Below are 23,950 nucleotides of genomic sequence, written 5' to 3' on the forward strand. Positions count from 1 at the left end.
TTTGCACCTTACGCCATGTCAGCCGCTGACTGGCCGTTGATGCTGCAATAAATAATTTTCCAGTTTGCGGAACGCGAATACCAGTAAAAAGGTGAGCGCCATATACAGCAGCGCCACGAAAATAAAGGCATCAAATGGCGCATAGAACCGGGAATAGATATTCCTTGCAGCCCCGGTTAGATCCACCAGCGTGACAACGCTGGCAATCGCACTGGAATGAAGCATGAAAATGACCTCATTAGAGTACGCTTGCACCGCCCGACGAGCAGCGCTGGGCAGAATAATCCGGCGCATCCGCATTGCCCAGCTCATGCCGTAGGCCTTCGCCGCCTCAATCTCGCCGCTGGGTGTTGCCACGATGGCACCGCGAATGATTTCCGCGGTGTAGGCCGCGGTGTTCAGGGTGAACGCCAGAAGGGCGGGGTAAAAGGCCTCCCGGAAGATGTCCCACCAGAACGTTTGCTGTATACCGTGAATCTGGGCCAGGCCGTAGTAGATGATGTAGAGCTGAATCAGCAGTGGGGTGCCCCGGAACAGGTAAGTGTAGAACCACACAGGGCCATTAATCAGCGGGTTTTTCGACGTGCGCATGATTGCCAGCGGAACGGCCAGCACCAGACCGAGAATCAGTGACAGGAAGACCAGTTGCACCGTGGTAACCATGCCGCCCCAGTATTCCATGATGGTCGACGCGGTAAAGATATCGTTTCGGTTGAGCAGTTCAGCGATAAAGTCTGGCATACATCAGCTCCCTTGCACCACGCCAACATTGGCGCGTTTGGTGAGCCACTTTATAAACAGCTCGGAAACCGCCGTCAGGCTGAGGTAGACAAACGCCACTGGAATGAAAAAGTGGAACGGCATGCGCTCTGCCTTGGCCGCCTCTTCCGCAACCCGCACCATATCCGTCAGGCCGATAATGGATACCAGTGCGGTGGTTTTCAGCAACACCTGCCAGTTATTACCAATACCGGGCAGGGCATGGCGCAGCATTTGCGGGAATATGATTCTGTGGAATGTGCGCCAGCGGCTGAAGCCATAGGCGCGGGCGGCTTCAATCTGGCCATTTTCAACCGCCAGAAAGGCACCACGAAAGGTTTCTGCCATGTAGGCGCCGAAAATAAGCCCGATAGTCAGAACGCCGGCGATAAACGGATCAAACTGGAAGAAGAAATCCACGCCATAGGCGTCATACAGATAATCTGACAGGTTGTTAACGGCCACCTGACCACCGTAGTAAAACAGCAACATCATCACCAGATCCGGTACGCCACGAATCAGGGTGGTGTAGGTAGTGGCTACTCCAATGGCCACGCGGCTTTTGGACAGTTTGGCAGAAGCGCCGATCAGCCCTAGGATCACCGCGAGGGCAAGGGAAAGGAGGGCCAGTTCGATGGTGACTACGGCCCCATCCAGCAGGGCCGGCCCATAGCCTTTCAAGTCGATCATGGGAATATCCGGTTAGCAGGGGCAACCACAAAGGCTGCCCCCGAGCCAGTTTTACATCTTGATGTCGTAAGCGAAGTACTTGTCCATGATGGTGTCGTAGGTACCATCTTCCTTCAGGGTGGCCAGAGCCGCGTTCACTTCTTTGGCCAGGTCTTCGTCACGCTTGCGCATGGCTACGCCGACACCCTCGCCGAGCTTGACCTGCTCACCGACTTCCTTGAAGCCATCCTTGCTCATTACGGTCTGTTCGCCAACCGGGTAATCCAGAAACACCACGTCCAGGCGCTGGCCTTCCAGGTCGAGAACCATGTCATCTGCGGTGGTGTAACGCTTGATGGAGACTACGCCGCCCATTTCCTCGGTCACATAGGTGTCCATGGTGGTGCCGCGCTGCACGCCAACGGTCATACCTTCCATGGCTTCCATGTCGGTGACGTCGGTATCGAAGTCTTCACGAGCAAACCAGCCACCCGGGGTGTTGTAGTAAGGCTCAGAAAACAGAACACGCTCCGCACGCTCCGGGGTGATCGACATGGAAGACATGATCAGATCGAACTTGCGTGCCATCAGGCCCGGGATCATGCCGTCCCAGGCCTGGATGACGAACTCGCAATTGGCGTTCATCTCTTCACACATGGCTTCTGCCAGTTCCACTTCAAAACCGGTCAGTTCACCGTTTTCATCCTTGTATTCGAACGGCTCGTAGGGCACGTCGAATGCGATGCGAAGATTTCGTTCCTGGGCGTGGGCGACGCCTGCCATCATGGCCAGGACAACGCTTGCTGCAACAATCAGTTTTCTCATGAGTCACTTCTCCAGTAGTCAGCCTTGTGGGCTTTATTATCGGCAGTGGTCTGCCTTATTTTGCAAGATAGCATGCACGTCAGAAGTTGGGAGCCAGAAACTGCTTCATTCGTTCTGAATCCGGATTGTCGAAGACCTTATCCGGTGTGCCCTGCTCCTCGATTACGCCCTGATGCAAGAACAGGACCTGGGATGATACATCCCGGGCAAAAGACATCTCGTGGGTGACCACGATCATCGTTCTGCCTTCCTCGGCGAGATTCTGCATAACCCGCAGCACTTCGCCAACCAGCTCAGGGTCCAGTGCCGAGGTCGGTTCGTCAAACAGCATGACCTCCGGCTCCATGGCAAGTGCCCGGGCGATGGCTGCACGCTGCTGCTGCCCGCCAGACATCTGGGCGGGGTAATAATCCTTGCGTTCATAAATGCCAACCTTGTTGAGGTAGGCTTCGGCTCTTTCGATGGCTTCTTTTTTCGGAACCTTCAGAACGTGAATCGGGGCTTCAACAATGTTTTCCAGAACCGTCATATGGGACCACAGATTGAAGCTCTGGAACACCATGGATAGCCGGGCGCGAATAAGCTCAACCTGTTTGTTGTCGGCAGGAATGCGCTCTCCTTTACGGTTGGTTGTGAACCGAATCGGGTCGCCGTGCACGATAATGTCGCCCGAAGTGGGCGTTTCCAGCATGTTGATGCAGCGCAAAAAAGTGCTTTTACCGGAGCCGGAGCTGCCGATCAGGGATATAACATCGCCCTTCTTGGTTTCCAGCGAAATACCCTTGAGTACTTCAAGCTGATCAAAGGTCTTATAGATATCCCTGCAGATCAAAGGCGAAGTTTCCGCCATAGATGGCTCCTGAGGCTGTCTGAATAAAGGCGCAAGTTTTACGGACAGTGGTCCCGAAAATCAATACTGGTTAATTGTGGATGACTCAGGCCATGATGCAAGCTTTTCGCCAACTATGCGTTCTGTGAGACGACTGTCTTTGCAGTCGGCGCATTAACGGGCACCCGGATAATGGTGACACCCTGTTGCTCGATGTCGCGCATGGCGTCGCTGACAAAACGCACGTGAGCCGTTGCAATGCGTTTCGCTGCCTCCGGTTTTTTGGCCATTACTGCCTGGTAGATGCGTTTGTGCTGCCGCGCGATTTTGTTGCGCATTTCTTCCCGCGGGTTCAGGTTGGCCACCGACGCCTGCACGGTCAATAACATCAGGTTTTTGAGGCCGTTGAGAACATGCACCAATACCGGGTTGTGGGAAGCTTCCACAATGGCCTGATGAAAGTTGTGGTCTGGCCTGGCGTTGGTGAGCGGGTCAGTCTGTTCCAGTGAGGCATAAGCCTTGGTGATGCGGTGAAGATCCAGGGTTGTCGCGCGCTTCGCTGCCAGGTACGCAGCCTGGCCCTCCAGTTGCTCCCTTATTTCCAGCAGGTCATAGAGGGTGCGGGCATGGCCGTTGAACATCTGCAGCAATGGGCTGTCATCTCCATCCTCTTCACCACCGGGGACGATTCTCGCCACGAAAGAACCCTTGCCGTGTTTTGTCTCGATAACGCCCCGGCCCTGCAGTTCATGCAATGCTTCCCGGATGATGGCGCGGGATACACCAAGCCGTGTCGCAAGCTGTCGCTCCGAGGGCATTTTTTGCCCGGGGGCCAGGCCACCATCGAGAATCAGCCGTTCGAGTCGATAGGAAATGTCCTGAGCGATCGCCATGGTTGTACCTGTAATTGCCTACTGGTCTGACCAGTTATTTTTGTTAGCCGGTTAATCGCAAAATTTCTTCCGGGATCAGTAAATATGGCTCATTCCGGGACATTCGTCCATTGGGCATTGACAAAACTGGTCTGACCACCGGGCATTCTTCTGGACTAACACCGGCTGGGCTACGAATATCGATTGAATGCCGGCATTTGTCGGCGTTTACCTGACGCAGATAACAACAACGTCAACGGAGATGTGTCGATGAATACCAAAAACAACATTGAGCAAACCGTCGCACCAAGGCGCAGCTTTCTCAAAACAGTCGCACTGGCCACTGCATTCTGCGGTGCAACCTTCATGGGCGCGAGCCAGGCCCACGCTGCAACCACCTGGAAAGTCCAGTCCGTATGGGACGCCGGCACCGTTGGCTATGACCTGTTCGAGGAATGGGCCGACAGTATGGAAGAGAAGTCCAGTGGCGAACTGATCATCAAGCCTTATCCGGCGAAGTCAGTCGCGGCGGACAACAATGCGCTCTTCGAGGCGGTTCGTAACGGCGTTCTGCAGGGCATGAACCCATTCACTCTCTACTGGTCCGGAAAGATTCCGGCCTCGGTTTTCCTGTCATCCTACCCGGCGGGCCCCGATCAGCCGCACCAGTGGGACATCATGTTCTACTCCATGGGCATGCTGGAAAAAACCCGTGAAATCTACGAGAAGTTCGGTCTGTTTTATGTAGGTCCAATTCAACACGATGCCAACATCATCCACTCAAAGAAGCCGGTTAACAGCCTGGCCGATATGGAAGGCATGAAGATGCGAGTGCCGGGTGGCATGGTAGCCGAAGTCTTCCAGCAGTTCGGTGTATCAACTGTGAGTCTGCCGGGTTCGGATATTTTCCCCGCGCTGGAGAAGGGCACCATCGATGCGGCTGATTACGTCGGTCCTGCGGTGAACTATGAGCTGGGCTTCTCACAGGTAACGGACTACATCATGTTCGGTCCTCCAGGTGTGATGTCCATCTACCAGCCAGTGGATCTGATGGACCTGACCATTAATCTGCGTGCCTGGAATGCGCTGGATCCGGAGCTTCAGAAGTTGGTTGAGGACGAGGTTCGCATCTACTCCCAGAAGCACTATCTGACCATTCAAAAGCGCAATATTGAAGCGATGAAGAAGTTTAAGGCAGATGGCTCCAAGGTGACTCGTCTGAGCCAGGAAGACCTGGAAGAGTTCCGGAAGGCTGCGATCCCGATCTGGTTCAACTGGGCCGGCAAGAACGAGGATGCCAGGGCAATTCTGGACATCCAGCTTGAGTACATGATGAACGAGACTGTTGGCTATCTCAACGAGGAAGACATCAAAGGCATGTAAGCCTGCATAACCATAATAAACCGATCACGGGGAAGGCAGGGAGTGCGTCGATGGCACGCTCGCTGCCTTCCCCGCTCTGTGATTAAAGGTGATAAAACATGTCTGACCTGAGTGCGTTTGGCTTTGTGATGCCTCACTGGTTTTACTGGGGCTGGCTGGCGTTGATGCCGCTGATCATGATGGCACTTGACCGTTGGCTGTCCCAGCGCGGGGTCGAGGCCATCGACAAAAATGCCGAGGCCAACGAAAAGCTTCAGCAGATCGAAGCAGAACTGAAAAAAAGTGCTGACTACAGCGACGTCGGTAACTGGTTTACCAAGTCGGTGGACTGGATCAGCGAAAAATCCGGTGTGTTCATTTCCTTCTGGACCGTGAATGCGGTGGTGTTTTACTTCTTTGAAGTGGTCATGCGCTACGCATTCAACCAGCCCACCATCTGGGTACACGAGGCCAGCTTTCTGCTGTTCGGCATGCAATACCTTCTGGCTGGCGCGTTTGCGCTGCTCCATGGAGCCCATGTGCGGGTGGACGTGGTCTATAACTTCCTGCCCCTGCGTGGTCGCGTGGGCATGGATATATTCACGTCCATGTTCTTTTTCATGTTCGCCATCGCGTTGATGATCACTTCCTGGACGTTCTTCGAGAACTCCTATTCGATGGATGAACGAACTGTTGAAACCTGGGGCATTCAATACTGGCCGGTGAAGGCCGTGATGCTGCTTGGATCGACACTGCTCTTCCTGGCTGGCCTGTCCAAGCTGATGAAGGACATCTCAGTGTTTATCAAACTTGGCCGGGAGCAGCACGCATGAATTCCGATATTGCAAGCACACAGGGGAATAGCTCCCTGACTGGTAAGCTCGGCACCTTGCTAATGATCATCGCTACGGCTGTCCTTGCGTTCGTGATGCTGGTGGAAGTCATCAACATCCTTTTCTATGACCCCTGGAGTGATGACAAATTCCTTTTCAAGCTTTCCGGCATTATGTCGGATATCAGGATCGGCCCGCTGACCTACATCATGTTCGGCTCCCTGGCCGTGTTGTTGATGATGGGGCTGCCGCTGGCATTCGTCACTGGCGGTCTTGGTGTGGCCTTTATCTATCTGGTGGGGGATTCGATGATGCTGAACATCATTCCCAGCCGGATCTTCCCGATGATGACCAACTCGGACCTCGCGGCGATTCCCTTGTTCATTTTCATGGCGTCAATGCTGGAAAGGGCAGGGCTGATCGAAGAGATGTTCAATGTGGTGTATAAATGGATGGGCGGCCTTGGCGGCGGTCTGGCCATAGCAACCATCGTGGCATCAACGATTCTGGCTGCGATGGTCGGGGTTATCGGCGCAGCGGTAGTCACCATGGGTATCATTGCGCTTCCAGCGATGCTTAAACGCGGCTACGACCAGAAGATTGCGTTGGGCTCGATTATGGCCGGGGGAACCCTGGGCATTCTAATTCCACCCTCCATTCTGGCCATCCTTTACGCTGTGGTGGCGCAGCAGTCGGTCGGTGAACTGTATCTTGGCTCGGTGATTCCGGGTTTGATTCTGTCCTCGCTGTACATCCTCTACGTGGGAATTCGCTCCTGGCTGAACCCGAAGCTCGGTCCGCCGGTGCCTGAGGACGAGCGGATTGGCCTAAAAGAGAAACTGCTGCTGCTAAAAGACCTGATCGCACCGCTGGTGCTGGTCTTTCTGGTGCTCGGACTGTTGTTCGGTGGCATTGCCACCCCGGTGGAAGCGGCAGGTATTGGTTCTTTCGGTGCAATCCTCGTGGCCATGAAGCACAAGGTGTTTACCATTGCCACGTTGCGCGATGCGTCGGTAACGACCGCCAAGGCCTCGGCCATGGTGCTGTGGATCATGTTCGGTGCGTCGGTGTTTGTCGGGTTCTACATCCTGCAGGGCGGTCAGGACTTTATTACCGAGTCCATCCTGGGCATTGGCCTGTCACCCTACGCAGTCCTGTTGCTGTTGATGGTTCTGCTGGTGGTACTGGGTATGTTCCTGGACTGGGTGGGTATCCTGTTGCTGGCGGTGCCCATTTTCATTCCGATTGTGGAAGCACTGGAATTCCCGGGTTTGTTCGGAATGCCTGGCGTGGACGGAGCCGATGTGGTGCTCTGGTTCGGTGTGCTGTATCTGGTGAATATGCAGATGTCGTTCCTAAGTCCACCTTTCGGTTACGCACTCTTCTACATTCGGGGTGTGTGCCCGCCGGATATCACCATGGGCACTATTTTCAAGTCGTCTCTGGTATTCCTTGCCATTCAGGCATTCGGTTTGTTTATCTGTGTGCTCATCCCGGGCGTCGTTACCTGGCTGCCCAACCTGGTTTATGGCTAAAACGAGGAGTAATCACTTATGTTGACGGTTAAACGGCTTGATCTGGCGGACGCCAGAATATTGATCGAAGGCGCTGCTGAAAAAGCGCGGGAAATCGGCGTGCCGATGTGTATCGCCATTACCGATGAATCCGGCAACCTGATTGCGTTCGAGCGTATGGACGGCGGCAAGATCACCAGTGTGACCATTGCCCAGGACAAGTCGTTTACCGCATCGGCTGCGAAGAAAGCGACGCATGACTACAACGCTGTCAACGTACCCGGCAAGCTGGCATTCGGAATCCACACCGAGGTAGGTGGCCGTATCAGCTCTGTGGGTGGTGGTCTGCCGGTCATTGTGGATGGTGAGGTTGTAGGCGGAATTGGCCTCAGCTCGGGTACGCCCCAGCAGGACATGGACTGCGCCCAGGCCGGTATCGACTATTTCGAAACTAAACGTGGTTGAGGGCTGTCACACCTGAAGCCAATCACTCCAGAGAACCCTATGAACACCAAGCCGAAAGTCAGCCAGGCGGAGCTGGCGGAAAAGTTCCGCGCGTTTATAGACCCGGACTTTGTCATCACCGATGACGAAACCATGAAGCCCTATGAGTGCGACGGCATGTCCATGTACTGCGAGATGCCAATGCTCGTGGTGCTGCCGGAAACCGCCCAGCAGGTGCAGCGGATCATGCGCATCTGCAACGAGCATGAGGTGCCCGTGGTGGCCCGCGGTGCCGGAACCGGACTGAGCGCCGGTGCCATGCCTCACAAAGAAGGCGTGGTATTGTCGCTGGCCAAGTTCAACCGCATTCTGGACATTGACCCGCTGGCGCGGACGGCGCGGCTGCAACCGGGTGTTCGTAACCTCGCCATCAGCGAAGAGGCTGCCCAGTTTGGCCTTTACTACGGGCCTGACCCCTCATCCCAGATTGCCTGTACCATCGGTGGCAACGTGGCGGAAAACTCCGGGGGTGTGCATTGCCTCAAGTATGGTTTGACGGTTCACAATATCCTCAGCGTGGAGATGATCACCGCTGAGGGTGAGCGGGTAACCATCGGCAGCGACGCCCTGGATGTGTGTGGCATGGACCTGCTGGCGCTGATGACCGGCTCTGAAGGCTTGCTGGGCATCGTGACTGAAGTAAAGGTGAAACTGCTACCCAAACCGGAAGTAGCCCAGGTGGTGATGGCCGGCTTCGACAGCGTTCAGAAAGCCGGCGATGCGGTCGGTGGTATTATTTCCCGCGGTATTATTCCAGGCGGACTGGAAATGATGGACGGCCACGCCATCATTGCCGCCGATGATTTCGCACAGGCGGGCTACCCCAGGGAAGCCAAGGCGTTGTTGTTGTGCGAAGTAGACGGCACCGAAGAGGAAGTCCACGAGCATATCGCCCAGGCAGAAGCATTGTTCCGCGAGCTGGGTGCCACCTCGGTAAAAACTTCCCAGAGCGAAGAAGAGCGGGCCCTGCTGTGGAAAGGCCGCAAGTCCGCCTTTCCGGCGGTAGGCCGTATCTCACCCGATTATTACTGCATGGACGGCACGATCCCGCGCCGGTATCTGGCCCATGTGCTGCTGGAAATGGAAAAAATGTCCGAAGAATTCGGGCTGCGAGTGGCGAATGTGTTCCACGCCGGTGATGGTAATCTGCACCCCCTGATCCTGTTCGATGCCAATGTTGCTGGCGAGTTTGAGCGCACTGAAGCCTTCGGTGGCCGCATCCTCAACCTCTGTGTGGAAGTAGGTGGATGCATTACCGGCGAGCACGGCGTGGGTGTGGAAAAAATTCGCCAGATGGCGGTGCAGTTCAACGATGAGGAGCTGCAGCAGTTCCACGACGTAAAGGCCGCCTTCGACCCGGCCGGTATCCTCAATCCCGGCAAGGGCGTTCCTGCCCTTCGCTTCTGCCAGGAGTACCGATCTCTGGAACACAAACAACACAAGCACAACACGGTGGACGCTGCCCATGGCTGATATCTCGCAAAAGCTGAAGGAGCAGATTCTCCAGGCTCAACAAGTGGGCCAGAAACTCAATATCGAAGGCGGCGGCACCAAAGCCTTTATGGGCCGGGCCGCAGATACCGATGCAGGCACACTGAAACTGGGTGAACACACCGGAATCGTCGAATACCATCCGGTAGAGCTCGTACTTACCGCCCGCGCCGGCACCCCACTGGCGGATATCGAAGCCACCCTTGCCGAAGAAGGCCAGTGCCTCCACTTCGAGCCGCCCAGATTCGGTGAGGGTTCCACCCTGGGCGGCACCCTGGCCTGTAACCTCTCCGGCCCGGCAAGACCCTGGTCCGGCTCGGTAAGGGACCAGGTGCTGGGCATTCGCCTTCTAAACGGTAAGGGTGAACACCTGCGCTTTGGCGGTCAGGTAATGAAAAACGTGGCCGGCTATGACACCTCCCGGCTGCAGGCAGGCGCCATGGGCACCCTGGGCGCCATCACCGAAATCAGCCTCAAAGTAATGCCCAAACCAGCCACGTCCCTGACCCTGGTGCAGGACATGGCCCTGGACGACGTCATCCAATACATGAACAGCCGCGCCAAAGAACCCAAACCCATCACCGGCGCTGCCTGGGTAGACGGTAAAGTGTACCTGCGCCTGGCCGGCGCCAGGTCCGCCGTGGAAGCCACCGCCGAAAAGTGGTCCGGTGAAGTGATGGAGCAGGGGGACGATTTCTGGCGACAGCTGCAGCATATGCAGCATGAATTTTTTGCCGGTGACCAACCGCTGTGGCGCTTCTCTGTCGGCTCTACCGCCACCAACCCGGACCTGGACGGCCCCTGGCTGATCGACTGGGCCGGCTCCCAACGCTGGTACCGCGGCGAAGCCGACATAACCCGACTGGAATCCCTGGCCCAGCGAGCGGGTGGCCAGGTAAGCCTGTTCCGCGGCGGCGACCGCACGGATGAAGTAATGCATCACCAGCCCCGGGCCTTGAAAGAAATCCAGCGCCGGCTGAAACATTCGTTCGACCCCGACGGTATTTTCAACCCCGGGCGTTTATATAGCTGGCTATGAGAAAAACAACGGAGTTGGCAGAGCGGCTGGGACACCCCTTCCGAAACACGCTCCTTCGGCACATCCCTGTGACGCTTGAGCTCCGCCATCCATGGCTACGCACAGTTTCGGAAGGGGTGTCCCAGCCGCTCCGCGTCGAAACTCCAGTCAGGCGGCCAGCACAAAATTTGAAAGCGAGCGGGGTAGGGGTATCTGAAATTGTGCGGAGCCATGGATGGCGGAGCCCAAGCGCCCATGGAGGGCTTGAGCGTATTTCAGGTACCCCTACCCGCTCGCTAAAGCACCGAGTTTAATAGCAGGTAACCCATGCAAACCAATCTAGTACAGCAATTCGCCAACACAGCAGAAGGCCAGGAAGCCGAGTCCATCCTGCGAGCCTGCGTACACTGCGGCTTCTGCACCGCTACCTGCCCGACGTACCAGGAACTGAACGACGAACGCGATGGCCCCCGCGGCCGCATCTACCTGATGAAAATGTTCCTGGAAGGCGAAGAAGTCACCGAAAAATCCCGCGAACACCTCGACCGCTGCCTCACCTGCCGCAGCTGCGAAACCACCTGTCCCTCCGGCGTCAAGTATGGCCGCCTGATCGACATCAGCCGTGGCCTGATGGAACAGGAAATGCCCCGGCCACCCCAGCAAAGGTGGATGCGCTGGTCACTGGCCCGCGTACTTCCCAATCGGCGGTTGTTTGGCCTGCTGCTGCGTATGGGCCAGCTCTTTCGCCCGGTACTGCCAGGAAAACTGCGTACCAAGGTGCCACCCAGAAAACAGGCCAGCCCCTGGCCGACAGCAAGCCACGAACGCATTGTGCTTGCCCTGGCCGGTTGCGTTCAGCCATCCGCCACGCCGAACACCAACGCCGCCGCTGCCCGGGTGCTCGACAGACTTGGTATCAGCATGGTGGAAGCGCCTGAAGCCGGCTGTTGCGGCGCCGTGAATCATCACCTGTCTGAACACGAAAAAGCCCTGGAAGCCATGCGCCGCAACATCGACGCCTGGTGGCCCGCCATCGAGGCCGGCGCCGAAGCCATCGTCATGACGGCCTCGGGCTGCGGCGCCATGGTTCAGGAATACGGCCACCTGCTGCGGGACGATCCGGTCTATGCCGTCAAGGCGCGGAAAGTCAGCGACATGAGTGTCGACCTGGGTGCCTTCCTGCTCAAACAGGATCTGGAAAAATTGAACGTCCCCAAAACCACCGGAAAGGTTGCGTTCCACTGCCCCTGCACCCTTCAGCATGCCATGCAGCAAAGCGGCGTAGTGGACCAGGTGTTGCGCAAGGCCGGTATAGAACTGGCGGAAACCAAAGAAAAGCACTTGTGTTGCGGTTCTGCCGGTACCTACTCCATTCTTCAGCCGGAACTCAGCCAGCGCCTGCTGCTGAATAAGCTCAAGGCCCTGACCGTGGATAATCCGGACAGGATTGTCACCGCCAACATTGGTTGCCAGATGCACCTGGAAACCAGGGCGAAAGTACCGGTTCAGCACTGGATTGAATTGCTGGACGCCTGATCTGTGGCCTGGGCCTCTCACTGGCCTGTGGTTTTGTTTATACTGTCGCTGCTATCAAACAAAACCACAGGGAGTGGAAAACAATGCCATGGAGGCAGGCCGCAGTATTTGTAGTGCTTTTTATCCCCGCCGTTTCAGCAGCCGAAATGTACACCTGGATTGACGATCAGGGTGTTGCTCATTTCACCGACATCAAACCCAGTGAACGCGAACACGAGCAGGTGGAGCTCAGGCGCCCCTCTTTGATTCCCATGAGGGAGAACATTACGCGGGGCAAGAGGGTCACCACCATCAACCGCCAGGTCAGTCGCAGCCTGGAAGCCAACGATGGCAGCAAACGAAAAGCTTCCGTGGAGCAGAAGGCCCGCGAGCTCGAGCGCAAAAATGCCCGGTGTGCCGGATACCGTGAGCGGCTCGAGCGCATCCAGCAGAAGTTGCGGGCCGGCTACTCCACCGACCAGGGTAACCGGCTGCGACGTCAGCGCCGGGAAGTCAGCCAGAGATTGTCGCGGGAGTGTATCCTCGGCTGAGCTGTCCCGGGTGGTTTGAGGGTCTTACGTGCTAAAGGTGGTTGATATCAGGTAGGTGGTGTAGCCAACGAAGCAGGCCAGCTGCAAGCCACCCTCAACCCGGTTGATTCGCCCCGGGCCGCGGAAACCATAGCCGAGTATGAACAGTGACAATGTCAGCGCAGACATCACCGCGATATCCCGGTAGAACACTTCTGGTGCTACCGCCATCGGGCTGATGGTGCCGGCAATACCCACCACGGCCAGGGTGTTGAACAGGTTGGAGCCCAGAATGTTGCCGAGGGCAATGTCATGTTCACCCTTGCGGGCTGCAATCACCGAAGACGCCAGTTCTGGCAGGGACGTACCCACAGCCACAATCGTCAGCCCGATGATCAGGTCACTCACCCCAAAGCCGTGGGCAATCTCTACCGCACCCCACACCAGGATGCGCGAGCTGACAATCAGGACCAGCAGGCCTGCAATCAACCACATCACCGCGTTGCGAAGCGGCATGGAACGGTGGCTCATTTCCTCTGCAATCTCGGCACCGAGGGCGTCGGACTTCTGGGTCATGCCCTGGCGAATGGACCAGGCTATCAGCATGAAAAACACGCCCAGTAGCACCAGCGCGTCGATAAACGTCAGCTCACCGTCCCATACCTGCCAGGCGGCCAGGGCCGTCACCGCCGTAAGAATTGGCAGTTCCTTGCGCATCACCTGGGAGTGAACCGCAATCGGGCTGATCAATGCTGTGATACCAAGGATCAGGGCAATGTTAGTGATGTTCGAGCCGTAGGCGTTTCCCAGTGCCAGCCCCGGGTTGCCCTGCGTGGCCGCCAATGCCGACACCACCATCTCGGGCGCCGATGTGCCGAAGCCAACCACGACCATGCCGATCAGCAACGGCGGCATACCAAAATACCCGGCGGTTGCAGCGGAACCCTCGACAAACCTGCCAGCACTCCAGACCAGAAGCACAAGGCCGAAAGCAATAGCCAGAAACGAAAGCAGCATAGATGTTCCTTGTTTGAAAGAGGCTGAAAACAGCGAAGCGGATATTAGAGCTGAAACTGTGCTTTGTGATCTCAGGGCTTATACGGGTATCCGGCGACTGCGTCAGACTTGACCCTGATCAGGATTTGTACAGGTCGTGAGGTCCATACTCAGAACGATGGGCTGCACCGTCAGCAAGCCACTGTGCAAAGGAGACGCCACGTGACTGATGAAAAGACCTCTTCCTCGAATCCTGAAGAAGATCTGGCAACACGATTTCCCACAGCTTATACCATCCTGTTCCTGCTTATCATTCTGGTAGCCGCGCTGACCTGGATTATACCGGCAGGGCAGTATGAACGCTCCATGAATGAAGAAGTCGGTCGTGAAGTTGCGGTGCCGGGCACCTATGAAACCGTCGACCCTAATCCCCAGGGCTTCGTTGATGTGATGCTGGCGCCCACGGCGGGCTTCTACGACCCGGACAGCTACGCAGCCAATGCCATTGATGTGGCCCTGTTCGTGCTGTTTCTCGGCGGTTTTCTGGGGGTAATGAACGCCACCGGCGCCATCGATACCGGCATCCGCAGTGCCATGCACCGGCTGGAGGGGCGGGAGATATGGATGATTCCGATACTCATGACGCTGTTTGCGCTCGGGGGCACAACCTACGGCATGGCAGAGGAGACCCTGGCTTTCTATGCCATTCTTATTCCGGTGATTATTTCGGCGGGGTATGACGCCGTTACGGGGGTAGCGGTCATTCTCGTGGGTGCTGGTATCGGTGTGCTGGGCTCTACCATCAACCCTTTTGCAACGGTTATTGCTGCCAATGCCGCCAATATTCCCTTTACTGATGGCATCGTTCTCAGGTTTGTGCTGCTTTTGGGTGGCCTTGTCATTTGTGCTGCGTATGTTATGCGTTATGCCCAGCGGGTAAAGGCGGATCCATCCCGCTCCGTGGTCGCCAAACAGAGAGAAGCTCACCGCAAGCTGTTCCTCCAGGGGCACGATGAGCTGGAAGATTTCGAGCTCACGGGTACCCAGAAAATTGCCCTGATCATTTTCGCGCTTACCTTCATTGTCATGATCTGGGGTGTTTCGTCGCAGGGATGGTGGATGGCCAGAATGGGCGCGCTCTTCTTTGGTTCCGCTATCGTGATTGGCCTTATCGCCCGGCTGGGTGAGAAAAAACTGACCAGCAGTTTTGTGGACGGTGCCCGTGATCTGCTCGGTGTGGCCCTGGTCGTTGGGCTGGCCCGGGGCATTGTGGTGATCATGGAGCAAGGCATGATTGCCGACACTATCCTGCACAGTGCCGAAACCACCCTGGGAGGACTGCCGGAGCTGGCGTTTATCAACCTGATGTTCTGGATCGAAGTGGGTATGAGTTTCTTCGTGCCGTCGTCATCCGGCCTTGCCGTGCTGTCGATGCCGATCCTTGCGCCACTGGCGGACTTTGCCAACGTGGGGCGTGATCTGGTGGTTACGGCCTTCCAGTCAGCCAATGGCCTGGTTAACCTGATTAATCCGACCTTTGCCGTGGTGGTTGGCGGCCTGGCCATCGGCCGTGTTTCCTACGACCGCTGGCTGGCGTTTATCTGGCCCCTGTTACTGATCCTCACCGTATTCATCACTGTGGTGATCAGTATCGGCGCGTTTCTGTAAGCCCTTCAATTAACCCCAGGCAAAGGAGAATGCGAGATGACTGAACACACCCTTGGTGTCCACTCCGAAACCGGCACCCTGCGGCAGGTGATTGTCTGCCGTCCGGGGCTTGCCCATAGGCGGCTGACACCCTCCAACTGCGATGCCCTGTTGTTTGACGACGTGTTCTGGGTCAAGCAGGCCCAGAAAGACCACGACGTATTCGCCGGGCTGATGCGGGAACGTGGCGTTGATGTGCTTGACGTCAACGAACTGCTGGCGGAAACCCTGGACATTCCCGATGCACGGGCCTGGATTCTGGACAACCGGATTACCTGGAACCACATCGGTGTGGGCATGGTGTCTGATCTCCGTGCCTGGATGGACGAACTGCCGGGCCAGACTCTGGCGGAATTCCTCATCGGAGGTCTTGAGGTAGGCGACCTGCCTTTCGACCCGACAGGGCTGTTTGGCAATCATCTGGGGCCCTATGGGTTTGTGTTGCCGCCGCTGCCAAACTTCCTTTTCACCCGCGACAACAGTGCCTGGATCTATGGCGGCGTCACCCTGAACCCGATGTACTGGGCGGCGCGCAAACCGGAAACCCTGCTGATGAGCGCGATCTACCGGTTCCATCCGAAGTTCGCCGGCAAGGTCAACGTGCATTGGGGTGACCCCCTAGAAGATCATGCCCTGGCCACCCTGGAAGGCGGCGACATCATGCCGGTGGGTAATGGTGCGGTGCTGGTGGGAATGGGTGAACGCTCTTCTCCCCAGGCTATCGGCCAGTTGGCCCGGGCGCTGTTTGCCAACGGCACCGCAGAGCGGGTGGTCGCCTGCCAGATTCCCAAAACCCGTTCCGCCATGCACCTGGATACCGTGTTCACCTTCTGTGGCGGCAATGTAGTAACCAGCTTCAAGGAAGTGGCTGACGAAATGGTCTGTTACGACCTGCGTCCGGGAAAGGACGGCAAGCACCTGTCGTTTCAGCAGGACCCGCGGCCTCTGTTTGATGTGGTGGCGGATGTACTTGGCTATGACTCGCTGGAAGTGGTTGCAACAGGCGGCGACACACCAGCAGAAAGGGAGCGTGAGCAGTGGAACGATGGCAATAACGTGCTGGCATTAAGCCCGGGCGTGGTTATTGGCTACGACCGCAATGACGACACCAACGCCGCCCTGGAAGCTGCTGGCATTGAAGTGCTGGCCATCCCCGGTGCCGAACTGGGCCGTGGCCGGGGCGGAGGGCGCTGCATGAGTTGCCCGACCATACGAGACGCTGTCTGACAAGCAAGGAGCAACGCTATGGCTTTTAATCTCAAGAACCGTCATTTCCTGACCCTGAGGGATTTCACCCCACGGGAAATCAGTTTTCTGCTCAAGCTCTCTGCCGACCTGAAAACTGCCAAATACGCAGGCACCGAAGTACCGCAGTTACAGGGCAAAGACATCGCGCTGATCTTCGAAAAGAACTCCACCCGAACCCGGGTGGGATTTGAAGTCGCCGCATTTGATCAGGGCGCCCGGGTAACCTACCTGGGCCCGACGGGCACTCATATCGGCCACAAGGAGTCGGTGAAGGACACTGCCCGAGTGCTGGGGCGTGTATACGACGCCATCGAGTATCGGGGCTTTGGCCAGGCAATTGTTGAGGAGTTGGCAAAGTATGCCGGTGTGCCCGTTTACAACGGGCTGACCAATGAGTTCCATCCCACTCAGATACTGGCTGACTTTCTGACCATGCAGGAAAACGTGGAGAAGCCACTGAGGGATGTTGCGTTTGTATTTATCGGGGACGCCGCCAACAACATGGGGGACAGCCTGCTGATCGGCGGTGCCAAGATGGGTATGGATGTGCGTCTGTGCGCCCCAAAGGCCTGCTGGCCCAGCGAGGCAATTCAACAGGAAGCCGAGTCCATTGCCAGTGAAACCGGTGCACGGATCATGATCACTGAAGACACAGGCGCCGCCGTGTCAGGCGTGGATTTTGTCTACACCGACGTATGGGTGTCCATGGGCGAGCCCAAGGAAAAATGGGCGGAACGGATCAAACTGTTGCAGCCCTACCAGGTTAACGCTGCCCTGATGGAGAAAACTGGAAATCCCCGCGCCAGGTTCATGCACTGTCTGCCGGCGTTTCACAACACCGAAACCACCGTTGGCAAAGAGATGCAGGCAGAGTTCGGCATTGACGCCATGGAAGTGACCGAAGACGTCTTTGAAAGCCCCGCCTCTATTGTGTTTGATCAGGCGGAGAACCGGATGCACACCATCAAGGCGGTGCTTGTCGCCACGCTGGGAAGCTGACATAAGGAGGATGACATGCTCGTGGTAGCAGCACTCGGGGGCAACGCCCTGTTGCGGCGCGGTGAACCCCTGACAGCTCAGGCACAGCGCGCAAACGTGAAAATTGCCGCTGAATCACTGGCCGAAATCGTCCGGGCCGGTCACCAACTGGTTGTCACCCATGGCAATGGCCCGCAAGTAGGTTTGCTGGCGCTTCAGGGCGCCGCCTACAAGCCGGACGAAGCCTACCCACTGGACGTACTGGGCGCCGAAACCGAAGGCATGATCGGTTATATCATCGAGCAGGAACTGGAAAACGCTCTGGATCACGATCGGCCCGTAGCAACATTGCTGACCCAGGTTCTGGTGGATAAAGACGACCCTGCCTTCAAAAAACCCACGAAATTTGTCGGGCCGGTGTATGACAAGAAGGAGGCCGAGACCAAGGCTGAAGCCGCCGGTTGGCATATCGCCCAGGATGGCGACAAGTGGCGGCGGGTAGTGCCCTCGCCAAAACCCCTGGAAATTCCTGATATGAGGGTTCTCAAACTGCTGCTGGAGCAGGGCGTCGTGGTGATTTGCGCCGGAGGGGGTGGCATCCCCATTCTTCGCCGGGATGATGGCAGCATGGTCGGAGTGGAAGCCGTGATCGACAAGGACGCCGCCAGCGCGCTGCTGGCCAGCCAACTGGGTGCTGATGCCCTGCTGCTTCTCACAGATGTAGACGCCATCTACCGCGATTTCGGCAAGGATACTGCCGCACCAATCCATCAGTTGACCCTCGATGAAGCCCGCAAGCTGGATCTGCCAGCCGGCTCCATGGGGCCCAAAATGGCTGCAGCAGGTAATTTTGCGGAAAGCGGAGGCATTAGTGGAATTGGTAAGCTGGAGGATGCGCTGGCGATTCTTGAGCGCAGGGCGGGAACAAGTGTTGTAAGCTAGGGTGTCAGGGGGAAGGTACTCGTCGTAGACTGAATGCCGTCCTTGGATCTCTGCTATTAAACTGACCGAACCATGGATATCCTGAGCATGAATAATCGCCCAGGCTGGGTTTTTTACACCTCGATTTTACTGCTGGCCATTTTTGTCGGCGCAGGGATTCTCCTCCCCGAACAGCTTGCCAGTTGGGCCGATACCGGCCTTGAATTCACTACGGTGCATTTCGGCTGGCTCTATCTGTTCGCCACCACGGGTTTTCTGGTGTTCTGTATTGCCGTAGCCGCCAGTGACTATGGCCACATTCGCCTGGGCGCGGACGGTGAGGCACCGGAGTTCCCCTATCTTACCTGGCTGGGCATGATCTTTTCCTCCGGTATGGGGGTGGGCCTTGTATTCTGGGCGGTAGCGGAACCCATGAGCCACTTCATGGCACCCCCGTTCGGCAACGCCGAGCCTGAAAGTCCTCACGCTGCCAGTCTTGCCATGCGCTATTCCCTGTTCCATTGGGGTTTTCATCAGTGGGCCAACTTCGCAGTGGTGGGGCTTGCTATTGCCTACGTGCGCTTTCGTATGCAACGCCCGGGGCTGATCAGCGAGACCTTCCGCTCTTCCATCGGTCACCGCGTAGACGGCAGCATTGGCCATAGCATCAATACCCTGGCCGTCATTTCTACCGTATTTGGCGTAGCAACCACGCTCGGGCTCGGGGTAATACAGATCAACAGCGGGCTGGTGTCGGTGAGCGATATCGGCTTTGGCGCCAATCAGCAACTGTATATTCTGGCGGCCATAGCAGTGGTTTTCCTGCTCTGCGCCCTTGCTCCGCTGGAAAGTGGCGTGCGTTACGTCAGTGATGCAAACATGGTGCTGGCAGCGTTCCTGCTGGCATTCGTATTCTTTTTCGGTCCCACCGACTTCATTACCGCTGCCATGACCAACGCCATCGGTGACTATTTCGCCAATATGATGGGCATGAGCCTGGTGATGACGCCTTACACCGGCGATGACTGGGTTGAGCGCTGGACCATTTTCTACTGGGCCTGGGGATTATCCTGGGCACCGTTTGTGGGTAGTTTCATCGCGCGTATCTCCCGCGGTAGAACCATTCGCGAGTTTGTCTTCGGAGTGATCGGCACACCGGTGCTGTTGAGCATCTTCTGGTTTTCCACCTTTGGCGGCTCGGCGCTCTATTTCGAATTGTTTGAAGGGGCGGCCCTTGGTGAGGCCGTTACCCGGGAGATGAGTTCCGCTCTCTTTGCCACCCTGGACTTCCTGCCAGGAACCTCCATCATCAGCGCCCTGATGCTGGTGTTAATCGTTCTGTTCGTCATCACCTCTGCCAACTCCGCCACCTTTGTTCTGGGAATGTTTACCAGTAAAGGCACGCTTACACCCAAACGCTGGTTGCGAGTCACCTGGGGGCTGGTTCAGGTACTGGTTGCCGGGGTACTCCTGATCAGTGGCGGCCTGGCCGCGCTACAGACGATTTCCATTCTGGCAGCGTTCCCGTTCATGGTGCTGATGATCTTCATGGCCGTCTCCCTGCTCAGATCGCTGCGCAATGAACAGCGCCAGCTAGAGCTCCACGAGGCGATTACCCGTGGTCGCATGATGCAGTTACTGGAAGAGCACGACAGAGCAAAAGCCGAACAACTGGCGGAAGCGGGCCTCATTGAGCCAGAGATCGAGTACGGCGAGAATGAGGCAATGCCGGAGGACAGAACCTGACCTCACGACTGAGGGAGTCCATTCGTAGTCGGATTCGAAGAAAAAAGACACCGGTCTGGTTCAGAAGTGCGTGTGATGGGTAGTTTTGCGGAAGTCTTCGGTTTGTACTGTCTAATCTTCCCAGTCCAGCGCATATCGGGTGCTACGGCCACCACCAGGTAACCTGCGAAGGCAGCCTTTCTCCTGAAGCTCTGCCAGATCCCTTGTTGCTGTGGCCTTACTGACTTTGGTCAGAGACTGATACTTTCGAGCATTGATGCCCTGGTTAAATTCTTCCCCCGCTTTATTCAGCAACCGATTCAGAACCTTGACCTGCCTTTCGTTCAGCACCGTTGTCGCGTAACGTTGCCAGAACTTCGTTTTGACCAATACCCGGTCGACTCTCGAAAGAGCCCGTTCCAGTGCTTCTTCCAGTGTGTCCAGAAACCAGGCAAGCCCGGGGCGGCGCCTCAAAGTGAACCTTTGGTGTGTCCAGTCGTCCCGACACCACCTGCATCGGCTCGTCTCCCCGCAAATCACCGACACGGACCCGGGACAGCAGGCCAGAGCCCTCCGGAAAGAGCATGGCTTGCCATTGGCACAGCCGCTTGCGGGACAGAGGCTCATCCGGCTGATGGGTGGCCTCAAACAATAGCTCAACCAGCGAATCAGATTCCGGTGTTGGTCTGCCGGATACACCTGCGCGTTCCAGGCCAAGTTGCCGGGCAACGGAAGAACGCACCGAGCCTACATCCAGATGCTCGCCTTCAATCTCGCTGGTGCGGATGGCGTTCTGGATCAGAGCGTCCATCTCCACCTCCAGGTCGGCCTGCTCAGGTGCGGTCTCCGTACGGCCCAATAGGCGGCCCTGAAGCAGGCGCACAGAGTCCAGCTTGGGCCGGAGCGTTGCCTCCTCCCAATGAAAGTGGGGCCAGTTTTCTTGTTCCCAGATATACATGAGCCGAATAAACCGCTTTTTGGATCAGATAATGAGCCGATTATGGGTGATATTCGGCTCAGAGGCCAGTCATGTAGCGTTTTCCTGAATAGAGTCCCATGATTGTCCCATTGGTAGTTGCCGGCCTTGAACAACACAAGAAAATCGCCGTTTTAATCGATGCCGATAAGGCAAGAACGCCATTGATGCATCGATGATCGTTGACGCGAAGGATCTGCTCTATCCCTCGAAGTTAGACGCGTTCGCCCTGGTCTCTAGTGACAGTGATTTCACCAAACTTGCCTCACGACTGAGGGAGTCCGAGATATATGTGTTCGGATTCGGCGAGAAAAGACCCCGAGGTAGTAGTGTTGTTAAGAAGGGCCTGGGAGCAAACCCAGGACGACCAGAGGTATCGGGCCTACAAGCCCGTGATCAACAGTAGGACACCAGAAACAACAAAGCCCGCACAAGGCGGGCTAAGTCATTGAATCTGATGGTGCCCGGAGGCGGAATCGAACCACCGACACGGGGATTTTCAATCCATATCACAAGCACCTCACTGGGACACAGTCCTGCATAATCAATAGGTTACGAAATTAAAAGGCCACGGAAACCCACAGAAAACCTCAAACGCGTGGACAATTTGTTGACACCTTCTGTTTACATGGCAATCAAATCTCCTTATCTTGTAATAGTACTCTTCGGGCAGCTCGAATGATTTTCGATTGCCTGTAACCTGCCAGTTCGAAGTATTTCGGCTGGTTCCTTCATTTTCGCGTTTGCGGAGTGTGGGGAACCGTTCTTGAGCCGGAATACGTTGTGCCCAAAAAAAGATCCAACCTTAAAAAGCCTCGCTCCGCAGCCTTTTCACGCCAGAAGGGTATGTGCTACTACTGCAAGAAACCGATGTGGCAAAACAATATTGGGCAGTACGCACGCAAGCATGGCATTTCGCTTGCCCGTGCTAGGTTCTTCCAATGCACCGGTGAACATCTGGTTGCACACAGCGAAGGCGGTTCTGCATCCGATAAGAACATTGTCGCGGCGTGTTTGTTCTGCAATCAGGGCAGGCATAAAAGAAAGAATCCACCTGGCCCCTCTGAATACGTGAACCTAGTTCAGAAACGCTTGGAAAGGGGGGCTTGGAATAGTCATTTGTTGTAGAAGAGGCTCAGAAGCCGTGTCCAGCCGGTTCATCGGGGGCTGTGGGAATTGAACCCGACGCCGCATCCTTTCAACGCTACACAGTAAACACAATTCTCGGAAAAACAGAGACTTCCGAAAACCCAGTTCCACAGGGAACCACACAAAAACCCAGCCCCGTGGACACTTCGTTGACATTTAGCCCGGTTGGTTCTAATTTATCTTAGGTATATACTTTGTATATACAAAATCGGTGAGGAACACGATGGCGCTGAAATATTCATCTGCAGTGAAGCAGAAGCTGGCTGAAAAACACGGTGTTAGCCCGGAGGAAGTCCAGCAGTGTTTTGCAAATAGAGAGGGTCGCCTTCTGGAAGACACTCGGGAAGAGCACAAAACAGATCCTCCAACTCAGTGGTTCATTGCTGAAACGGACTATGGTCGGCGCCTCAAGATAGTTTTTGTCCTCAAGAATGGGGACATACTGCTGAAAACGGCTTACAGCCCAAACCCAGTAGAAGAACGTATCTATACCAAACACGGATTTTAATTGAGACAAGTCGCAGAGACAGAACGAAAAGAACGAAAAGCGACGGGGAGACGTAAAATGGTAAAGAAAATTGAAGGTACCCCGGAAGCCTGGGAAGACGGTTCCCTGGGACGGGAAGAAGAGTTCGTTCGCGTATCAAAAAACGTAGATGACGCAGCATTGGATGAAGCAGCTGGCTTGCAGCCGATTTCCATTCGTCTGCAAAAGTCTCTCATTGAGGACTTCAAGATGATTGCTGAAATCAACGGCATTGGTTATCAGCCCCTCATTCGCCAGGTGCTCAAGCGGTTTGCGGATTCAGAAAAGCGCCGGATTCTGCGTGAGAAATCTGATGACATGCGTGTCCAGGATGACGACAATCACCATGATCCTGATAACGGAGATAACAAAAGGGCTTACGGTTGATCGTGAACTAACGGCTAGGGGGAGTTATGTGCGGTCGCTACAACGTAATCGACTACCCACTAGTCTAGGACCTACTTATGGACATTCGGTGGACACCAAAAACAACAAAGCCCGCACAAGGCGGACTTTGTCAGAATTCTTAATGGTGCCCGGAGGCGGAATCGAACCACCGACACGGGGATTTTCAATCCCCTGCTCTACCAACTGAGCTATCCGGGCGCGTTGCGGTGCTGCGTGCAACGGGGCGCTATTAAACCGGTTTAGGTTGCTTGAGTCAAGGCCGTTCCGGGAAAATTTTAATAGGCGCTTCCACAAGTTGGGTGCGCTTACTTCTCTGGCGGCACGTACCCTTCGGCTTTGTCGAATGGCTCGTTATTAAAGAAGCGTTCCATTTGTGCCTGCAGGTACTTGCGGGTGTTGGGGTCCATCAGGCTCAGATGCTTTTCGTTGATCAGCATGGTTTGCTGGGCCTGCCATTCTTCCCAGGCTTTCTTGCTGATGTTCTCGTAGAGGTCTTCGCCTTTTTTACCCGGCATCGGCGGGAACTCCAGGCCTTCGAGCTCTTCCTGGTATTTACGACAGAATACGGTGCGGCTCATGTCTGCTCCTGTTGGAA

The 23,950-nt window shown here is 56.1% G+C and carries 25 protein-coding genes, 1 tRNA gene and 1 pseudogene; 17 read left to right on the forward strand and 10 right to left on the reverse strand.

Translation table 11 applies throughout. The annotated features are described in order from the left end of the window. Window positions 1–18: 18 nt before the first annotated feature. The 5 genes from M8010_RS05455 to M8010_RS05475 all read right to left on the reverse strand — a co-directional run bounded on the left by M8010_RS05455 (window position 19) and on the right by M8010_RS05475 (window position 3,975). The gene (locus M8010_RS05455; RefSeq protein ID WP_250089528.1) at window positions 19–741 is read right to left on the reverse strand and encodes an ABC transporter permease; all 723 of its coding nucleotides are present in this window, start codon (window positions 739–741) and stop codon (window positions 19–21) included. 3 nt (window positions 742–744) lie between these two features. Next, complete coding sequence (locus M8010_RS05460; protein WP_250089529.1) at window positions 745–1,449, reverse strand: ABC transporter permease; 705 nt, start codon at window positions 1,447–1,449, stop codon at window positions 745–747. A gap of 51 nt (window positions 1,450–1,500) precedes the next feature. After that, window positions 1,501–2,253 (reverse strand): transporter substrate-binding domain-containing protein, encoded by a 753-nt coding sequence (locus M8010_RS05465; RefSeq protein WP_250089530.1) that lies wholly within the window; start codon window positions 2,251–2,253, stop codon window positions 1,501–1,503. A 79-nt stretch (window positions 2,254–2,332) separates the two neighbouring features. Next, window positions 2,333–3,103: an ABC transporter ATP-binding protein gene (locus tag M8010_RS05470; RefSeq protein ID WP_250089531.1), complete on the reverse strand. Its 771-nt coding sequence runs from the start codon at window positions 3,101–3,103 to the stop codon at window positions 2,333–2,335. 113 nt (window positions 3,104–3,216) lie between these two features. Then, window positions 3,217–3,975 carry an FCD domain-containing protein gene (locus M8010_RS05475; protein WP_250089532.1) on the reverse strand — a complete coding sequence of 253 codons (759 nt, stop codon included), beginning with the start codon at window positions 3,973–3,975 and terminating at the stop codon, window positions 3,217–3,219. Between the two features lie 249 nt (window positions 3,976–4,224). Here M8010_RS05475 and dctP point away from each other — a divergent pair, with 249 nt between their 5' ends. The 8 genes from dctP (at window position 4,225) to M8010_RS05515 (ending at window position 12,742) form a co-directional block, all read left to right on the forward strand. Next, window positions 4,225–5,337 (forward strand): TRAP transporter substrate-binding protein DctP, encoded by a 1,113-nt coding sequence (gene dctP / locus M8010_RS05480; RefSeq protein WP_250089533.1) that lies wholly within the window; start codon window positions 4,225–4,227, stop codon window positions 5,335–5,337. A gap of 98 nt (window positions 5,338–5,435) precedes the next feature. Then, window positions 5,436–6,149: a TRAP transporter small permease subunit gene (locus tag M8010_RS05485; protein ID WP_250089534.1), complete on the forward strand. Its 714-nt coding sequence runs from the start codon at window positions 5,436–5,438 to the stop codon at window positions 6,147–6,149. Beyond that, window positions 6,146–7,684 (forward strand): TRAP transporter large permease, encoded by a 1,539-nt coding sequence (locus M8010_RS05490; protein WP_250089535.1) that lies wholly within the window; start codon window positions 6,146–6,148, stop codon window positions 7,682–7,684. The genes M8010_RS05485 and M8010_RS05490 overlap by 4 nt, the downstream gene beginning before the upstream one ends. 18 nt (window positions 7,685–7,702) lie before the next feature. Continuing rightward, window positions 7,703–8,128 carry a GlcG/HbpS family heme-binding protein gene (locus tag M8010_RS05495; protein ID WP_250089536.1) on the forward strand — a complete coding sequence of 142 codons (426 nt, stop codon included), beginning with the start codon at window positions 7,703–7,705 and terminating at the stop codon, window positions 8,126–8,128. A 39-nt stretch (window positions 8,129–8,167) separates the two neighbouring features. After that, window positions 8,168–9,640, forward strand: a complete 1,473-nt coding sequence (locus tag M8010_RS05500; RefSeq protein WP_250089537.1) for an FAD-linked oxidase C-terminal domain-containing protein — start codon at window positions 8,168–8,170, stop codon at window positions 9,638–9,640. Then, the gene (glcE, locus tag M8010_RS05505; protein WP_250089538.1) at window positions 9,633–10,697 is read left to right on the forward strand and encodes a glycolate oxidase subunit GlcE; all 1,065 of its coding nucleotides are present in this window, start codon (window positions 9,633–9,635) and stop codon (window positions 10,695–10,697) included. The genes M8010_RS05500 and glcE overlap by 8 nt, the downstream gene beginning before the upstream one ends. Window positions 10,698–11,003: 306 nt before the next feature. Continuing rightward, window positions 11,004–12,212 carry a glycolate oxidase subunit GlcF gene (gene glcF / locus M8010_RS05510; protein ID WP_250089539.1) on the forward strand — a complete coding sequence of 403 codons (1,209 nt, stop codon included), beginning with the start codon at window positions 11,004–11,006 and terminating at the stop codon, window positions 12,210–12,212. An 83-nt stretch (window positions 12,213–12,295) separates the two neighbouring features. Beyond that, window positions 12,296–12,742, forward strand: coding sequence for a DUF4124 domain-containing protein (locus M8010_RS05515; RefSeq protein ID WP_250089540.1), 447 nt, complete (start codon window positions 12,296–12,298; stop codon window positions 12,740–12,742). Window positions 12,743–12,766: 24 nt separating this feature from the next. On the opposite strand, the gene M8010_RS05520 is transcribed toward M8010_RS05515, so the two are convergent. Further along, on the reverse strand, window positions 12,767–13,738 hold the full coding sequence (locus M8010_RS05520) for a calcium/sodium antiporter (RefSeq protein WP_250089542.1): 972 nt from the start codon (window positions 13,736–13,738) through the stop codon (window positions 12,767–12,769). Between the two features lie 201 nt (window positions 13,739–13,939). Here M8010_RS05520 and M8010_RS05525 point away from each other — a divergent pair, with 201 nt between their 5' ends. From M8010_RS05525 to M8010_RS05545, 5 genes are all read left to right on the forward strand, one after another. Further along, on the forward strand, window positions 13,940–15,385 hold the full coding sequence (locus M8010_RS05525; RefSeq protein ID WP_250089543.1) for a YfcC family protein: 1,446 nt from the start codon (window positions 13,940–13,942) through the stop codon (window positions 15,383–15,385). Between the two features lie 36 nt (window positions 15,386–15,421). After that, the gene (locus tag M8010_RS05530; protein WP_250089544.1) at window positions 15,422–16,651 is read left to right on the forward strand and encodes an arginine deiminase; all 1,230 of its coding nucleotides are present in this window, start codon (window positions 15,422–15,424) and stop codon (window positions 16,649–16,651) included. 18 nt (window positions 16,652–16,669) lie between these two features. Further along, the gene (gene argF / locus M8010_RS05535) at window positions 16,670–17,671 is read left to right on the forward strand and encodes an ornithine carbamoyltransferase (protein ID WP_250089545.1); all 1,002 of its coding nucleotides are present in this window, start codon (window positions 16,670–16,672) and stop codon (window positions 17,669–17,671) included. A gap of 15 nt (window positions 17,672–17,686) precedes the next feature. Next, window positions 17,687–18,592: a carbamate kinase gene (gene arcC / locus M8010_RS05540; protein WP_250089546.1), complete on the forward strand. Its 906-nt coding sequence runs from the start codon at window positions 17,687–17,689 to the stop codon at window positions 18,590–18,592. Window positions 18,593–18,679: 87 nt separating this feature from the next. After that, entirely contained in the window at window positions 18,680–20,317 is a 1,638-nt protein-coding gene (locus M8010_RS05545) for a BCCT family transporter (RefSeq protein ID WP_250089548.1), read from the forward strand. Between the two features lie 111 nt (window positions 20,318–20,428). Here M8010_RS05545 and M8010_RS20095 read toward each other — a convergent pair whose 3' ends face one another. After that, on the reverse strand, window positions 20,429–20,647 hold the full coding sequence (locus M8010_RS20095) for a DeoR family transcriptional regulator (RefSeq protein WP_502846191.1): 219 nt from the start codon (window positions 20,645–20,647) through the stop codon (window positions 20,429–20,431). Continuing rightward, the gene (locus M8010_RS05550; protein ID WP_502846192.1) at window positions 20,601–21,254 is read right to left on the reverse strand and encodes a DUF4172 domain-containing protein; all 654 of its coding nucleotides are present in this window, start codon (window positions 21,252–21,254) and stop codon (window positions 20,601–20,603) included. The genes M8010_RS20095 and M8010_RS05550 overlap by 47 nt, the downstream gene beginning before the upstream one ends. 169 nt (window positions 21,255–21,423) lie before the next feature. Between M8010_RS05550 and M8010_RS20100 the strand changes: the two are divergent. The 4 genes and pseudogenes from M8010_RS20100 to M8010_RS05570 all read left to right on the forward strand — a co-directional run. Continuing rightward, window positions 21,424–21,588, forward strand: a pseudogene (locus M8010_RS20100) (NYN domain-containing protein); the annotation flags it as partial. Between the two features lie 554 nt (window positions 21,589–22,142). Then, window positions 22,143–22,400: an HNH endonuclease gene (locus M8010_RS05560; RefSeq protein WP_250090130.1), complete on the forward strand. Its 258-nt coding sequence runs from the start codon at window positions 22,143–22,145 to the stop codon at window positions 22,398–22,400. 244 nt (window positions 22,401–22,644) lie between these two features. After that, window positions 22,645–22,929, forward strand: a complete 285-nt coding sequence (locus M8010_RS05565; RefSeq protein WP_250089549.1) for a BrnT family toxin — start codon at window positions 22,645–22,647, stop codon at window positions 22,927–22,929. 57 nt (window positions 22,930–22,986) lie between these two features. After that, a complete protein-coding gene (locus M8010_RS05570; protein ID WP_250089550.1) occupies window positions 22,987–23,334 on the forward strand; it encodes a hypothetical protein in 348 nt (115 codons plus the stop codon). A gap of 143 nt (window positions 23,335–23,477) precedes the next feature. Here the strand turns inward: M8010_RS05570 and M8010_RS05575 are convergent. Then, a tRNA-Phe gene (locus M8010_RS05575) sits at window positions 23,478–23,553 on the reverse strand. 107 nt (window positions 23,554–23,660) lie between these two features. After that, window positions 23,661–23,933, reverse strand: coding sequence for an oxidative damage protection protein (locus M8010_RS05580; protein WP_250089552.1), 273 nt, complete (start codon window positions 23,931–23,933; stop codon window positions 23,661–23,663). Window positions 23,934–23,950 lie beyond the last annotated feature (17 nt).

Origin of the sequence: Marinobacter sp. ATCH36, assembly GCF_023555055.1 — a bacterium.
In the GTDB taxonomy this organism is placed as follows: Bacteria; Pseudomonadota; Gammaproteobacteria; order Pseudomonadales; family Oleiphilaceae; genus Marinobacter.

Bases quoted from the DNA above. Each gene is read 5' to 3' on its own strand.
- M8010_RS05455 (WP_250089528.1), bottom strand. From the start codon at position 741: ATGCCAGACTTTATCGCTGAACTGCTCAACCGAAACGATATCTTTACC.
- M8010_RS05460 (WP_250089529.1), bottom strand. From the start codon at position 1,449: ATGATCGACTTGAAAGGCTATGGGCCGGCCCTGCTGGATGGGGCCGTA.
- M8010_RS05465 (WP_250089530.1), bottom strand. From the start codon at position 2,253: ATGAGAAAACTGATTGTTGCAGCAAGCGTTGTCCTGGCCATGATGGCA.
- M8010_RS05470 (WP_250089531.1), bottom strand. From the start codon at position 3,103: ATGGCGGAAACTTCGCCTTTGATCTGCAGGGATATCTATAAGACCTTT.
- M8010_RS05475 (WP_250089532.1), bottom strand. From the start codon at position 3,975: ATGGCGATCGCTCAGGACATTTCCTATCGACTCGAACGGCTGATTCTC.
- dctP (WP_250089533.1), top strand. From the start codon at position 4,225: ATGAATACCAAAAACAACATTGAGCAAACCGTCGCACCAAGGCGCAGC.
- M8010_RS05485 (WP_250089534.1), top strand. From the start codon at position 5,436: ATGTCTGACCTGAGTGCGTTTGGCTTTGTGATGCCTCACTGGTTTTAC.
- M8010_RS05490 (WP_250089535.1), top strand. From the start codon at position 6,146: ATGAATTCCGATATTGCAAGCACACAGGGGAATAGCTCCCTGACTGGT.
- M8010_RS05495 (WP_250089536.1), top strand. From the start codon at position 7,703: ATGTTGACGGTTAAACGGCTTGATCTGGCGGACGCCAGAATATTGATC.
- M8010_RS05500 (WP_250089537.1), top strand. From the start codon at position 8,168: ATGAACACCAAGCCGAAAGTCAGCCAGGCGGAGCTGGCGGAAAAGTTC.
- glcE (WP_250089538.1), top strand. From the start codon at position 9,633: ATGGCTGATATCTCGCAAAAGCTGAAGGAGCAGATTCTCCAGGCTCAA.
- glcF (WP_250089539.1), top strand. From the start codon at position 11,004: ATGCAAACCAATCTAGTACAGCAATTCGCCAACACAGCAGAAGGCCAG.
- M8010_RS05515 (WP_250089540.1), top strand. From the start codon at position 12,296: ATGCCATGGAGGCAGGCCGCAGTATTTGTAGTGCTTTTTATCCCCGCC.
- M8010_RS05520 (WP_250089542.1), bottom strand. From the start codon at position 13,738: ATGCTGCTTTCGTTTCTGGCTATTGCTTTCGGCCTTGTGCTTCTGGTC.
- M8010_RS05530 (WP_250089544.1), top strand. From the start codon at position 15,422: ATGACTGAACACACCCTTGGTGTCCACTCCGAAACCGGCACCCTGCGG.
- argF (WP_250089545.1), top strand. From the start codon at position 16,670: ATGGCTTTTAATCTCAAGAACCGTCATTTCCTGACCCTGAGGGATTTC.
- arcC (WP_250089546.1), top strand. From the start codon at position 17,687: ATGCTCGTGGTAGCAGCACTCGGGGGCAACGCCCTGTTGCGGCGCGGT.
- M8010_RS05545 (WP_250089548.1), top strand. From the start codon at position 18,680: ATGAATAATCGCCCAGGCTGGGTTTTTTACACCTCGATTTTACTGCTG.
- M8010_RS05550 (WP_502846192.1), bottom strand. From the start codon at position 21,254: ATGTATATCTGGGAACAAGAAAACTGGCCCCACTTTCATTGGGAGGAG.
- M8010_RS05560 (WP_250090130.1), top strand. From the start codon at position 22,143: ATGTGGCAAAACAATATTGGGCAGTACGCACGCAAGCATGGCATTTCG.
- M8010_RS05565 (WP_250089549.1), top strand. From the start codon at position 22,645: ATGGCGCTGAAATATTCATCTGCAGTGAAGCAGAAGCTGGCTGAAAAA.
- M8010_RS05570 (WP_250089550.1), top strand. From the start codon at position 22,987: ATGGTAAAGAAAATTGAAGGTACCCCGGAAGCCTGGGAAGACGGTTCC.
- M8010_RS05580 (WP_250089552.1), bottom strand. From the start codon at position 23,933: ATGAGCCGCACCGTATTCTGTCGTAAATACCAGGAAGAGCTCGAAGGC.